At 35.0% G+C, this 14447-nt stretch carries 16 protein-coding genes; 10 read left to right on the plus strand and 6 right to left on the minus strand.

The genetic code is table 11. The features are described from left to right. Positions 1-354: 354 nt before the first annotated feature. The 3 genes from rpsI (at position 355) to H9D55_RS04050 (ending at position 2688) form a co-directional block, all read left to right on the plus strand. Entirely contained in the window at positions 355-495 is a 141-nt protein-coding gene (gene rpsI, locus H9D55_RS08125; RefSeq protein ID WP_208454726.1) for a 30S ribosomal protein S9, read from the plus strand. A 174-nt stretch (positions 496-669) separates the two neighbouring features. Next, positions 670-1623, plus strand: a complete 954-nt coding sequence (locus H9D55_RS04045) for an NAD(P)-dependent oxidoreductase (RefSeq protein WP_186077100.1) — start codon at positions 670-672, stop codon at positions 1621-1623. A 228-nt stretch (positions 1624-1851) separates the two neighbouring features. Continuing rightward, on the plus strand, positions 1852-2688 hold the full coding sequence (locus H9D55_RS04050; RefSeq protein WP_186077102.1) for a DUF2382 domain-containing protein: 837 nt from the start codon (positions 1852-1854) through the stop codon (positions 2686-2688). A gap of 196 nt (positions 2689-2884) precedes the next feature. Here the strand turns inward: H9D55_RS04050 and H9D55_RS04055 are convergent, their stop codons facing one another. Further along, positions 2885-3772, minus strand: coding sequence for a TIGR01777 family oxidoreductase (locus H9D55_RS04055; RefSeq protein ID WP_186077104.1), 888 nt, complete (start codon positions 3770-3772; stop codon positions 2885-2887). Between the two features lie 152 nt (positions 3773-3924). Between H9D55_RS04055 and H9D55_RS08210 the strand changes: the two genes are divergently transcribed. The 5 genes from H9D55_RS08210 (at position 3925) to H9D55_RS04075 (ending at position 6683) form a co-directional block, all read left to right on the plus strand. Continuing rightward, positions 3925-4047 carry a hypothetical protein gene (locus H9D55_RS08210; RefSeq protein ID WP_268884001.1) on the plus strand — a complete coding sequence of 41 codons (123 nt, stop codon included), beginning with the start codon at positions 3925-3927 and terminating at the stop codon, positions 4045-4047. Positions 4048-4126: 79 nt separating this feature from the next. Next, positions 4127-4303, plus strand: a complete 177-nt coding sequence (locus H9D55_RS04060; RefSeq protein ID WP_186077163.1) for a hypothetical protein — start codon at positions 4127-4129, stop codon at positions 4301-4303. Between the two features lie 5 nt (positions 4304-4308). Then, positions 4309-4713 carry a cupin domain-containing protein gene (locus H9D55_RS04065; protein WP_186077157.1) on the plus strand — a complete coding sequence of 135 codons (405 nt, stop codon included), beginning with the start codon at positions 4309-4311 and terminating at the stop codon, positions 4711-4713. Positions 4714-4726: 13 nt separating this feature from the next. Beyond that, a complete protein-coding gene (locus tag H9D55_RS04070; RefSeq protein WP_186077106.1) occupies positions 4727-5287 on the plus strand; it encodes an NUDIX hydrolase in 561 nt (186 codons plus the stop codon). Between the two features lie 106 nt (positions 5288-5393). Beyond that, positions 5394-6683 (plus strand): NCS2 family permease, encoded by a 1290-nt coding sequence (locus tag H9D55_RS04075; protein ID WP_186077109.1) that lies wholly within the window; start codon positions 5394-5396, stop codon positions 6681-6683. Between the two features lie 190 nt (positions 6684-6873). Here H9D55_RS04075 and H9D55_RS04080 read toward each other — a convergent pair whose 3' ends face one another. From H9D55_RS04080 to H9D55_RS04100, 5 genes are all read right to left on the minus strand, one after another. Further along, positions 6874-7554, minus strand: coding sequence for a metallophosphoesterase family protein (locus H9D55_RS04080; RefSeq protein ID WP_186077111.1), 681 nt, complete (start codon positions 7552-7554; stop codon positions 6874-6876). Positions 7555-7706: 152 nt separating this feature from the next. Then, positions 7707-8759 (minus strand): 2,3-butanediol dehydrogenase, encoded by a 1053-nt coding sequence (locus H9D55_RS04085; protein ID WP_186077159.1) that lies wholly within the window; start codon positions 8757-8759, stop codon positions 7707-7709. 115 nt (positions 8760-8874) lie between these two features. Then, the gene (locus tag H9D55_RS04090; RefSeq protein ID WP_186077113.1) at positions 8875-9804 is read right to left on the minus strand and encodes a nucleoside hydrolase; all 930 of its coding nucleotides are present in this window, start codon (positions 9802-9804) and stop codon (positions 8875-8877) included. An 86-nt stretch (positions 9805-9890) separates the two neighbouring features. Then, entirely contained in the window at positions 9891-10076 is a 186-nt protein-coding gene (locus H9D55_RS04095) for a CsbD family protein (protein WP_186077115.1), read from the minus strand. A gap of 55 nt (positions 10077-10131) precedes the next feature. Then, positions 10132-11523: an L-cystine transporter gene (locus H9D55_RS04100; RefSeq protein ID WP_186077117.1), complete on the minus strand. Its 1392-nt coding sequence runs from the start codon at positions 11521-11523 to the stop codon at positions 10132-10134. Between the two features lie 190 nt (positions 11524-11713). Here H9D55_RS04100 and H9D55_RS04105 point away from each other — a divergent pair, with 190 nt between their 5' ends. Further along, complete coding sequence (locus H9D55_RS04105) at positions 11714-13174, plus strand: aldehyde dehydrogenase family protein (RefSeq protein WP_186077119.1); 1461 nt, start codon at positions 11714-11716, stop codon at positions 13172-13174. A 321-nt stretch (positions 13175-13495) separates the two neighbouring features. Further along, positions 13496-14389, plus strand: coding sequence for a ribokinase (gene rbsK / locus H9D55_RS04110; RefSeq protein WP_235963105.1), 894 nt, complete (start codon positions 13496-13498; stop codon positions 14387-14389). The last annotated feature ends 58 nt before the right edge of the window (positions 14390-14447 follow it).

Consider the following 14447-nt stretch of genomic DNA (forward strand, 5'->3'; position numbering starts at 1 on the left):
GCTATAATGTATAACTTATGCCTTATATCACTTTAGTTTAAGATACATATAATATGGACTATTTAAAACGTCCGTCCAGAAATATGTCGTCACATTTCTTGCTATAGTAAAAATATACATTCAACAATAATTATAGAGTCATGGGTCTACCTCTTTTCAATAAGGAACATACACTAGTTCAATTCAATAAAGCAATTGAGGAGATGATTGCTTCTCTTTAGAAGTATAATGTTTATTTATCGATATTTACTTAGAAAGATGAATTTATAGACAAAAATCAATTATTTGTTACTACCGACCAGCATAAATTTTAATACCTAATTAATACCTTTTATAGAAACTGCATGAAATAGTATGATGTTAATAATTGAAGGAAACGTTGATATATCAATGTTAATGAAGTATATCATTCACTATGAAAAATCGAAAATTTTTGAGCGTAAAAAACCAGGTCTTAAGAAAGCACGTAAATCACCACAATTCTCAAAACGTTAATATTATTTTTATATCTATGTTTAAAGCACTTTCCAACAACAGTTGGAAAGTGCTTTTTTTAGTTTAAAAGATGAATTGTACTGTATAGAATTAATCTAAATACAATTTAATGTATATAAATTATAAAAATGATACTATTAAGTAAGAGTATAAATAAGTGGAGGAAAAAGAAAAATGAAAATTGTAATCTTAGAATCTTTAGGAATAAGTGATGATGAGTTCAATAGACTTTCTAAACCTTTAACTGATCGTGGTCACGAGTTAATAGTGTACGATGATGGAGAAACAAATACAGAGGCTTTAAAAGAGAGAGTTAAAGATGCGGAAATATTAATTCTTGCTAATATGCCACTGAGTGGTGAAGTGATTGAAGCTGCAGAGCACTTAAGGTACATTGCCGTTGCATTTACTGGTTATGATCATATTGATTTAGAAAAGTGTAAAGAAAAAAATATACAAGTTTCTAATGCTGCAGGGTACAGTACTCATTCTGTTGCAGAAATAACATTTGGACTAATTACAGCACTATTACGTAATATGATACCACTTGATGGCGTAACTAGAGAAAGTGGAACGAAGGTTGGATACGGACAGCTCGACTTGTATGAAAAGACACTTGGTGTGATTGGCACGGGAGACATTGGTGGGTTAGTTGCTAAAATCGGACTCGCATATGGCTGTCGCGTGATTGCTTATAACAGAAGTGAAAAAGAGTCATTGATTAAACAGGGTGTTGAGTATAAGTCATTAGATGAAGTATTAAAAGAAAGTGATATTGTCACATTACACGTTCCTCTAACAGATGAAACGAAACATTTAATTAATGAAGAGAAATTGTCGCTAATGAAAGAAAGTGCATTTTTAATCAATACAGCAGTAGGTCCAGTAGTTGATAACGAAGCACTAGCAATAGCATTACGTGAGGGAGTAATTGCAGGAGCGGGATTAGATAGAGTAGATATGGAACCACCAATTCCAAAGGATTATCCTCTGCTAGACGCACCTAATACAGTTATACTTCCGCATGTCGGATATGCAACAGAGGAAGCGATGATTCGTAGAGCGTCAATTACATTTGATAATGTAATCAGTTGGGAAAATGGTGAACAGGAAAATATTGTGTTATAAGAAATATTAAAAAGAATAGAGTTACGAAGTAACGTAATAGAATCAAAACTCCTCAATATTTTGAGGAGTTTTTCTTAATCAATTGTCTTTCAAACCCTACACAATGCAGAGAAATGTTTATAAACTATAGTAAAGGGAATATATCTATTACGAGCCTAGAACAAACATATAATAAAGACTGAATAAAAAGTGATACCAATAGAGGTACACATAGGAGGAAGAATTATTATGAGTTTTGTTAAAGGAAGTTATAATTCAGTAGAAGAAGCACTAGAAGCGGCTAAACAATTGAAGGCAGAAGGATATAGTTCAAAGGATATTACGTTGATTTCAAATAATACAACACGTGATTCATTTATGAACAACTCAGATGTAAAAATGGAGTCTCCTGAAAATTATAATGTAGAGTCCAATCATTCTACAGCGGGTGTTAAAGAAGATGAATCTTTATGGGATAAAATTGTAAATGCATTTACAGTAGAAGATGAGTACGATAATCGAACATCTGGTTCTAATGAAGATCCACTCGCACATTATAGAAATGACATACAAGAAGGAAAAGTAGTTGTCTTAGCAGAAGGCAAACATGACGGTATGTCAGATTCGGTAGATTACACTATGCACAATGATGAATCTAATCGAAACCCTAATTTAGCAGATAACCAAACTGTTGAATTATCTGAAGAGCGTTTAGAAGTAGACACTAATGAAGTTCAAACGGGTGAAGTTCACGTTTCTAAAAGAGTCGTTGAAGATAGAGAATCAGTAGATGTTCCTGTAGACCATGAAGAAGTTGTTATTGAACGTCATTCTGTAGAAGGTGACAGAGAAGTAACGGATAATCATGAGTTTAAGGACGAAGAATTTACTATTCCAGTAAATGAAGAACAAATCGATGTAAACAAAAAATCAGTAGTAACTGAAGAAGTATCGATTGGTAAAGAAAGAGTTACAGATAACAAACATGTTGAAGAAACTGTGAGAAGAGAAGAATTAGATGTAGACACAGAAGGCGATATTGATGTTAATGATGTTTCTAGAAACAATCGAGATGAACGATTTTAATCGTGAATAAACACAATAAATAGAAATAAGCACTTCCTAAAAGGAAGTGCTTATTTTTTTGAAAGATTAATTTCTCTAGCGTCTTTTTTCATTGCCCAAAGTTAATGAATTACCTCAAAGTATAAGTGATATTATCCAGACTTTAGAATTATAAGAACACTAGATTTAATAGACCTAAGAATAGTTGTCAGTCTCTTTATTTAATTAATTGATACAACGCATCTTCAACATGTGGGTATATGAATGAGAAATTGTGTGATAGTAACTTTTTTGGTAATACTTTTTGCGTGTGCAAAATCATATCAGATTGTTCTCCCAAAATTAACTTGAATAAAGGTTTTGGCACTTTAAACCAATGGGGTTTGTTAGTTACTAAAGCAATCGTGCGTCCCAATTGATCTTGAGTAATAGGATTCACACTCGTAATGTTGAACACACCTTTATATTTATCTGATGAAATCAATACCTCTATGGCATGAACAACGTCATCAATGTGTACCCAGCTAAACCATTGTTGACCATCTCCAATTGGTCCGCCACCGTAAAGCTTATACGGTTTAACCATTAAAGGTAAAGCCCCGCCTTTACCAGAGAAAATAATACCGAAGCGACCAATCACGACACGCGTGCCGATCGATTCAAATTGTTTCGCATATCCTTCCCACAGAGATACGACTTCTGATAAAAAATCATTTGGCTGACATATATCTGACTCATCGTAAGTCTTGGTTTTTGAAGGCGTATAATATCCAATTGCACTCGCGTTAAACAACACGTCTGGAGCTGAGCGGGTTTTAAAATATTCAAATAGGCGTTTTGTAGTACTTACTCTACTAGTAATAATTTCTTTTTTATGATCTTTTGTCCAACGTTTTTGTAAAGAAGCCCCTGCAAGATTGATTACAGCATTAACTTTCTTTGGCATTTCTTTTTCCCATCCATCTTCTGACCAATTAATATATGTGATGTTTTCTGTGTTACTATGATTACTTCTTGTTAAAACAATAATTTCATGATCATTCTTCAATTTATTGACGAGCTCTTTTCCGACAAGTCCTGTTCCTCCGGTGATTACAATATTCATAAAATTAATCACTCCTTTTCTATTGTTTACCCTATAAATGGAAGTGGCACTCTTTAATAAGAAAGAAAAATGTAAAACAGTATACAACATTAAAGTAGTATTTTGGTGTACAATTATACTATAGATAAAAAATGGAAATTAGGAGTGATGTTATGAAGCGGACAATTATGAATTATTTTTCTGATACATTTGTAGATGAACCAGAATTAGAATCTATTGAGTTAGAAGAAAAAGAGAAACAGACGGATGAAGATTCGGAGTGTGAGATTTGTTAACTTGAACCCTCTATGCTAAAACGATTATGATGTGCATAGAGGGTATTTTTATGTCCATTTTTAAGGGAACAATGAAAGTGTGATTAAAGTGAGATGCGGAACAGAATGTTTTATTGCGACAATTGAAGTGAATGATGAAATAAAAGCACTTAAAGTTCCAGCACGTAGTAATCCAGATGCAAGAAAAATATTAAAACGTAAGTTTGGATTAGAGGTTAAAGTCTTAAAGCTTGTACGTAAAGTGAATAAGGAGTGATTATTATCGCTAAGTATGAAGAAATTAAAGAGGGTATCATTTTTCCTAAAGGAAATAAAAATAAGATGTTTGATTATTTTATCGGGCAATCCTATTTAAATAGGCTAGTAGAAAAAGAGATTTCAGATGTATCCGTATCTAACGTGACTTTTGAACCTGGGTGCAGAAACAACTGGCACAAGCACAATGACGGATACCAGATTCTGCTCGTAACTGGAGGAGAAGGTTGGTACCAAGAAGAGGGTAAGGAAGCTCGATTATTAAAAGCAGGAGATATTGTTGTCATTGCTGATGGTGTTAAACATTGGCATGGTGCGACGAAGGATAGTTGGTTTGCACATATCGCAATCAACAAAGGAGAAATGGAATGGTTAGAAGAGGTAGACGATACATATTATGAAGCACGATAATCAAGGAGTTTTTATGGATAAAATAAAAATGCAATTAGAACGATTTATTCCATTTAATGAACAAGAAACTGTTGATTTAAAGATAATTTTAGATTGGGTCAATAGTGGTCAAGATATTTTAACACGTGATAATCAAGTGGCGCATATCACAACGAGTGCATGGGTTGTAAACAAAGCGCGCACACATGTGTTAATGGCATACCATAACATCTATGAGACATGGGCATGGCTAGGTGGTCACGCTGATGGTAATGATAATCTGCTTCAAGTGGCATGCAATGAAGCACATGAGGAAAGTGGTATTGAAACATTATATCCAGTACAAGAAGAAATCTTTTCTTTAGAGATTCTTTGCGTTGAAGGGCATGTAAAGCGTGGGGAGTATGTTTCTTCTCATCTTCATCTCAATTTCACATATTTACTTGAAGCCGACATGGATCAAAAACTAATAATAAATGAAGAAGAGAATAGTGACGTAGCTTGGATTAAATTAGAAGATGTGAAAAATAGATCTAAAGAATCTTGGTTTGTTGAACGTATTTATTCAAAATTAATCGATAAAATGCATGCATAAACTAAATGTATAAACGCTGATTAATTAAAATAAGCATTGAAGCATAACGAATAAATCTGTAGAATAGTTAAGGGTTTAAATAGATATCAAGGAGATTTTCATAAGGATGAAAACATTTTTTCAGTTAGCAGAACGTGGCACAGATGTTAAAACTGAAGTTCTCGCAGGTATGACAACATTCTTAACTATGGCATATATTGTGGTGGTGAATCCAGCGATTCTATCTGCTGCTGGTGTACCATTTAATCAGGTGTTTATCGCCACAATTATTTCTGCGGTAGTGGGAACTCTAATCATGGCACTTTGGGCAAACTACCCAATTGCGATTGCTCCGGGTATGGGTATGAACGCATACTTCGTAACAGTTGTGTTAAATCAAGGAGTCAGTTATCAAGCGGTATTTGCCACAGTATTCTTTGCAGGAATTATTTTTATCATACTGACATTCACATCTTTAAGAGAAGCATTAATTGCTGCGATCCCTAACACTTTAAAAGTAGGTATTACAAGTGGTATAGGGTTATTCATTGCATTTCTCGGACTGCGTATGTCTGGCATTATAGTACAAAATAGTGAGACGTTTGTTTCATTTGGAGATATCACTAATAAAGTAACGCTACTTTCAATATTTGGATTAGTTATCACTTTAATTCTTGTAGCACGTGGTGTTAAGGGTGGCTTATTCTACGGAATGCTTTTCACTGGGATCATTGGTTATTTGACACATATGATGAAGTTAGATGGCATCGTTTCTTTACCACCTACACCAGTATTTTTTGATTTAGACCTTGGAGGGGTATTTACAGAATCTCTTTATACGGTTGTCTTTGCATTTTTACTTGTCACAATTTTTGACACGACGGGTACATTGATTGGTGTTGCAGAACAAGCAGGACTAATGAAAAACGGTAAGCTTGAAAAAGCAAAAGCTGCGTTAACTGCAGATGCGGTTGCTACAACAGTAGGCGCAACATTTGGAACCACTCCTTCATCTGCGTATATCGAATCGACTTCAGGTGTACAGGTTGGTGGACGCACAGGATTAACGACATTAGTCGTTTCGTTACTGTTCATCCTCGCACTTTTCTTTTCACCGATTATAGAGACTATCTCTGCACTTCCTGCAATCACAGCACCTGCACTCATTATTGTAGGAAGCTATATGATGTCTGGTCTAGAAACAGTTAGATGGAAACAGTTTGACGAAGCTTTTCCAGCATTTATTGTTATTTTAACAATGCCTCTGACATCAAGTATTGCTACAGGAATTGCCCTTGGATTTATAACGTATCCATTAATAAAATTATTTAGCGGTAAAGGCAAAGAAGTCCATCCGCTCGTATATGTTTTTGGAGTTATCTTTGTACTACAAATGATTTATTTCCCAGGACATTGATCATATTGAAATATGAGTCATACGATGTGACTATTGCTTAAATTATCTCCTCTGGAGAACCGTATACAGACAATTATGAAGTGGAATTTTTATAATAAAGAATGAATTATTTGGTAGTGAGAAACGATTAGAAGTACAAAAATAACCCTTTTCGTGTGAGTAATAAATTCATACGAAAAGGGTGTTAAATTTAAAAGGATTTATTTTCTACGTATTCGTAAGTTTTATCTGGTAATATTAAACAGTTTAATTGCTGGCCAAATACTGCGCCACCATCTATCCCAATGATGTTGTTCTCTCCAAAATATGGAGCGTTATCTTTTTCTCCACGTATTCTTGAGGTTGGAGTATGTCCAAAGATTACAGTTTTATTTCCTGTATATTCATTGAAGAATTTGTCTCTAATCCAAACGAGTTCATCTCGTGTAGATTCTTCTAAAGTTTTTCCAGGTACAACACCTGCATGTACAAAAATATACTCATCTGTTTCATAGTAAAGGTCGAGCGAACGTATAAATTCAACGTGGTCATAAAATTCGGGAACATCTGGTAAACGAAAATCAATAATTGAGTTATCATAGCTTTGTACAGTTTGAAGGCCACCATTTTTGCGATAACGTTCCCTTCCATATTCATTACCTTCTACAGTTTCCAATAACATGACTTCATGATTACCAATTAATGTGATTGCACCATCTTCTCTAAGAGACCTCACACGTTCTATCACTTGTTTAGAGTATGGACCTCTGTCTATATAGTCTCCAAGAAGTATTAATTGGTCTTTGTCTTTGTCATAATTCACCTTCTCGAGTAATTCATTAAAAAGATTTAACTCTCCATGAATATCACTTATGACTAGAGTACGTTTCATTTACACTCACACCTTAAAATAATTTCTAGTTTTTTTATTATAGTGATAAGTATAATACACTTATCTATCATTTTGAAATCACTGATTTTTAAAATGAGTTTATTATACAAAAACCCCAGTCTATATAGACTGGGGTTTAAATAGCTGAGTGTTTATTCTTCGCCACTTAGTTTAACTAAAATTTTTGATTGAGTCTTATCTTCAGTAAGTACTTCAAATCCTTTTTCAACGATTTCGTCTAGTTCAATTTCTTCAGTAATCATTGGACTAGGGTCAATTTGACCGGATTCTATCATTTTTACAGTTGCTTTGAAGATATCTGGTTCATAGCCTAGTGAAGATGATAATCGAACACCAGTTGTAGTTAACATAATTGGGTTAAATTCAATTGGTTTTTGAAAGATAGAAACAATTGTAACCATACCACGTGGACGTGTAGATTGAATAGATTGTGCTAAAGTAATTGGTACACCTGCAACTTCAAATGTACGATCTACACCATCTGGATAGAATTTGTGAACGTATGCAACTGGATCTTCTTTTCCAGAGTTTACCGTATGAGTAGCACCAAATTCTTTTGCTTTTTCTAATCTTTGTTCTGATAAATCAAATACAATAATATCTTTTGCACCAGCAGCACGAGCCGCTAAAACAGTTGCTAGTCCAATTGGACCTGCACCATAAATTGCGACAGACTCAGCGAACTCCATTTCTGATTCACGAATCGCTTGTAGAGCAACAGCTGTAGGTTCTACTAATGCACCAATTTTAAGTGACGTTGTATCTTTTAACTTCACGATGTTTTTTTCAGGCACAACAACAAAATCTGCAAATCCACCGTCAGTGCCGAGTCCAATAAAGGTACCTTCTTTATAGAAATCATATAAGAAATCCGGGTGATTATTATTCGTTAACGCTGGATTAATACATACTTTATCTCCAGGCTCGAGTCCTTCTACTCCTTCACCAACTTCTTCAATAACTCCAGAAAATTCATGTCCCATAATAATTGGAAGTTCTTTTCCTGTAATGCTGTTTGGCGCATCACCTGGGGTAGAGATTGGACCTCCTAAGTATTCATGGAGATCGCTACCACATATGCCTGCCCACGCTACTTTTACTTTTACGAGTCCTTCTTGTACTTTTGGTTCTTCTACCTCTTCAATACGTACATCTTTAGCATTATAGAATAAAGCGGCTTTCATCATATTTATTCGTCTCCTCTTTTATAAGTTACTTATATTATAACATATGAACATGACTATGACATACATTTAGAGTTGCATACGTGAAAAAAATAACAACCTTTTAATTGTGAAATTAGGAATCAAATGATGTCAGTATATCAATGAACGTATTCCAAAACACGTCTTGGTCTACGCCTGTTGCGAATCTTGCGTTTTCTTTTTTGCCGGTCTTCTTAAGTAAGTCTACAACCGTCATTCCATAAGTGGATTCACCTTTTGTTTCAATCGTCACGTTGACATCTTCCATAGTAAACATATTAGGATTTAATAAATACATACATGTACATGCATCATGGATAGGACCACCATTGATGCCAAAGAAATCTTTGTAGGTTTGTCCAAAGAATATTAACAATTCTTTAACGAAAGTTGCAATTTCATTGTCAATTTTTCCAACGCGCTGAACGATGTCATCTGTTGCTATCACTTGGTGCGTCACATCTAAACCGAATACTGCTAAAGGAATACCGCTTGTGAATACAACCTCTGCAGCTTCGGCATCAACAAAGATATTAAACTCAGCTGCAGGTGTCCAGTTACCGAAAGTGCCGCCACCCATTAAAACAATTTCTTCGATATTTTCTTTTATAGAGGGTTCTTTAATGAGTGCCATCGCGATATTTGTTAATGGACCAGTCGGAACAAGTGTTACTTTATCTTTTGAATTTTTAACCGCTTCAATAATAAAATCTACGCCATGCATTTTTTCTTCTTTACGTGTTGGTTCAGGTAATACAGGACCATCCATTCCTGACTCGCCATGAATCTCTGTTGCAATTTCAATTTTTCTTACGAGAGGACGAGATTGTCCTTTATAAACTGGAATATCACTTTTAAGTAACTCCAGAACTTTTAAAGCATTGAGTGTATTCTTTTCCACTTCAACGTTACCACCGACAGTAGTAATGCCAAGGATGTTAAATGCATCTGATTTTGCTGCAGCAATAATAATGTTTATTGCATCATCGTGACCTGGATCACAATCGAGAATAATGTTTTTCATTGATGTATCACCTATTTATATATTTTCTCTAGTATAACAACAAAATAAAAAAAACTGTAATGAAAAATCATTACAGTTTTTGGTGCTTATTTCTTTAAATCGTCAATTACATCGTGTACTTTATCAGAAGCTTTTTCTACAGCTTCTTTTGTTTTACCTGAAGCTTTGTCCTTCTTACCTTCGTACTCTAAAGATTTGTCATCTGTAAGATTACCTACAGTTTCCTTAACATTACCTTTTGCTTGTTCAAGCTTACCGTCTTTTTCAGTCATATGAATCTCTCCTTTAAATTGTATATATTAATATAATACCCAAATTAAGGAGCGTTTAAACTTGTGCAGTTAATTCATCAAAACTACCATCATTGTACATATCTTTATCTAAAGTACCATTTGTTCTAGCGGTTACTGTACCAGCAACCATTGAACCACTTACATTAAGAGCTGTTCTTCCCATGTCAATTAAAGGCTCTACAGAAATAAGTACTGCCGCAAGTACTACAGGTAAATTCATTGTAGATAAAACAATGATTGCAGCAAATGTTGCACCACCACCAACACCTGCGATACCGAGACTTGCCATCACTGTTACTGCAATGAGCGTGATGATAAATTTAGCATCCAATTCAACACCAGCAAGAGGTGCTACCATCATTGCCAGCATAGCGGGATATACACCGGCACAACCGTTCTGTCCGATAGACAATCCAAAACTACCCGCAAAATTTGCGACTGAGGCAGGAACACCTAGGCGCGTAGTCTGAGTTTGAATGTTTAAAGGTAACGTGCCTGCACTCGAACGTGAGGTAAATGCAAATATGAGTGTTTCTAATGTTTTTCTTATATACATTAGAGGACTTAAACCGGTAATTGCGATAATAATGAGTTGCACAATAAACATTGTAATTAATGCAACATACGATGCGACAACGAACATTCCTAGGTCGACTGCTGCCTTAAAGTCACTCGTCGCGACTGTTACAGTCATGATAGCTAAAATTCCATATGGTGTTAATCGTAAAATGATTTTAACAAGTTGCATAATCCACTCATTAACAGCAATGATACCGCTACTCACTTTCTCTCCAATTTCTGGTTTTTGTTTTAATAATTGGATTAAAGAGAATCCAAGAAACGCTGCAAATATGACAACTGCGATTGTTGATGTTGGTCTTTCACCTGTAAAATCTAAGAAAGGATTTGCAGGAAGGAGTGAGACAAGTTGGTCTGGAAGTGTTTGATCAGCCACTTCAGTTGCTCGAGTCTCAATAGTAATACCATGCGCATTCTCTGCGTCACCTAAGTTAATATTCGATGCATCTAAATTAAATATGACAGCAGTTAAAATACCAATAATAGCTGCAATTGCAGTAGTACCAAGTAGGATTGAAATAATCTTAACCCCGGATTTAAAAAACTTTTCTTCTATATCCATTTTTGCAAATGCGCCTAGTATAGATATAAAAACGAGAGGAATTACAATCATTTGTAATAATCGAATAAAGCCTGATCCAACAACTGAAATCCATTCCACTGTGTCTAGTAATATTTTATTATCCATACCATAAATGAGTTGTAATACAGCTCCGAAAACAAGTCCGATAGCTAAAGCAATTAATACTCGATAAGAAAATTTTAAATGTTTTTTAGCTAAGAAAAATACAAAACCAAGCAACCCAAAAAACATGAGTATATTAAGTAAAACATAAGTAAAATCCATAATAAACTCCTTTAATTTTTAATAATTATTGATACGTATTATACGCGTGTTTTAATTCATAGTAAAGAACTATGCATTAAATTTTAAATAATATAAATATGCATTGAAGAATGTTAATGCGTTATATTGAATGAGGGTTTAAAAGATTTTTAAAAAGGTATTGTGTATTATTAATATAGAGGTGATTTGTGTGAATCCATTTTTTACATTGAATAAGAGTTATATCAATGGTGCGTTTGTTTCAGGAGAAGGTCAGAGTGATTTCTCAAACTTAAATCCATTTACAGATGAAATCATAACGACAATTCGTATTGCATCAAAAGAACAGACTGAACGTGCAATAGAAGGCGCTAAAATTGCTCAACAAGAGTGGGCAAAACTGCCACGCACGAGAAAAAAAGTAATGAAAAATGCATATAAATTATTTAATAAAAATAAAAATGACATCATTGATTGTTTAATAAAAGAAACTGGAAGTACATTTATTAAGGCTGAAGTTGAATTTAGAATGTCGATGATGATTTTGAAAGAGTCTATTAAGATGGTAGATAATATTGGATTTGTTGAAGAGAAAGCGGGACTCATTCCTACGAAAACAAATAAAATATATAGAAAACCAAAAGGCGTCATCAGTTCGATTTCACCGTTCAACTTTCCTTTTCACTTATCAATGAGAACCATCGCACCAGCACTTGCGCTTGGTAATACTGTTGTTCATAAGCCGGATATCCAAACGGGGATTGTCAGTGGATCCGTATTTGCGAAAATTTTTCATGATGCAGGTTTACCTTCCGGAGTATTCCAGTCAATCTTGACTAAACCCAGCGAAATTGGTGATATGCTTGTCGAACATGAAGCGGTAAATCTAGTTAGTTTCACAGGTTCGACTGAAGTAGGTAGACATATAGGTAAAATTGCAGGCAATCAATTAAAACAAGCAGCACTTGAACTTGGAGGAAACAGTCCGTTTGTCGTACTTAAAGATGCAGATATGAAGACGGCGGTACGCGCTGCTGTAATGGGGACATTCTTTCATCAAGGGCAAGTTTGTATGAGTGTGAATAGAATTATTGTGCATGCGGACCTCTATAATCAATTCGTTAAGCAATTCGTGAAAGCGACGAAGCGAGTGAAATCTGGTGATCCTGAGAAAAAACGTACACTCGTGGGGCCAATCATTAATAAAACCCAATTAGATAAAACCAAGACCCTCATCGAGAAAGCGAAAGCAGCAGGAACTATGGCGCTCGAAGGAGAACAGCAAGGAAATGTAATTACGCCATATATTTTCACAGATATTAGTAATGATAGTGAGATTGCACAGACCGAACTTTTCTCCCCTATTGCACTCGTGATCAAAGCACAATCAGATAATGAAGCACTTCAAATGGCAAGCGACACGAAATATGGATTATCTGGATCAATTATCACGAAGAATGTGACACGCGGTGAGAAATTTGCGGTCGAGATGGCGAGTGGCATGACACACGTGAATGAAATGCCGGTTCTAGATATGCCAAACATACCATTCGGTGGCGTGAAAAACAGTGGTATCGGTAGATTCGGAAACCCTTATGTGATGGATGAATTTACAGAGCTGAAATGGGTGTCCGTACAGAAAAAATCATTGCCATATAATTGGTTTAGTTAAAAAGTCATGATGAATAAAAGAGACCCTGTGACTTCTATAACCAGAAGTCATAGGGTATTTTTTTGGTTATGCTAAAAATGAGAAGTAATCAGAACCCTTAGTGAAAAATATTAATGTATCGTTTGCTACATATTAATAAATATTTAAACTAATTTATAAGAACATAAAAGTCTACTCTGATAAAAATTTCACAATGCATTGACTTAACGAGCGGTTGTTTATATTATTTAAAATATTGACCCATATAATAGAGGATACAGCATGTTACCGCTCGAATGATGCGATACTTAAAGCGACATTATAAATAGGAGGCACAACACTTTGATACAATCAAAAATTACCGTAATTGGTAGTCTCAACATGGATTTAGTTGTAATTACAGATGAACACCCACAAATTGGAGAGACAGTAATTGGAAAAGATTTCAAAACAACGTGTGGTGGTAAAGGGGGTAACCAAGCGGTTGCTACAGCTAAGCTTGGCAATGACGTTCAATTCATTGGAAGAGTAGGCGATGATTCATTTGGAGATAATATTTTATCTACTTTTGAAAAGAACGGTATTAAAATGATTGAACGGCAGCCGCTCGAAAACACACCAACAGGTATTGCGTGTGTGACAGTGAGCAACAATGATAACTCAATAATTATTGTGTCGGGCGCAAACGCGGAAGTGACGCCAGAACTTGTAGAGACTCATAAAGAGAGAATTTTGGAAAGCGATTTTGTGATGACACAATTGGAGATTCCGATGGAAACAATCAACCATATCGCAAAAATCTGTGCAGAAAACACGATTCCGTTACTCGTCAATCCAGCACCAGCACAAAAATTAACGGATACAATTCTTGAAGCATGTACATATATTACACCAAACGAAATTGAACTAGAGCAACTTAAAGCGTTCCATCCAAACTTGATGACAGAATACAAACATAAGCTCATTGTTACATGTGGAAAAGATGGGAGTTTTTATTTTGATGGAGATAAAAAAACTGTTGTACCAGGATTTAAAACAATTCCAGTAGATACGACTGGAGCAGGTGATTGCTTTAATGGTGCATTTATTAGCGCAATCACAAACGGAAATGATTTACATAATAGTATTCGATTTGCGAATGCTGCAGCATCTGTTGCCATTAGTAAGTTTGGTGCGCAAGAAGGTATGCCAACAGAACAAGAAGTTTTAGAGAAATTAAGAGAAGTGGAGAACTAAACTGTGGTATCAACCCTGTAAGGTTGATTGGATATGTGCTTCTTTTAGTTAAACAATG

The sequence above is a fragment of the Phocicoccus pinnipedialis genome, assembly GCF_903994035.1.
Taxonomy (GTDB): Bacteria; Bacillota; Bacilli; order Staphylococcales; family Salinicoccaceae; genus Phocicoccus; species Phocicoccus pinnipedialis.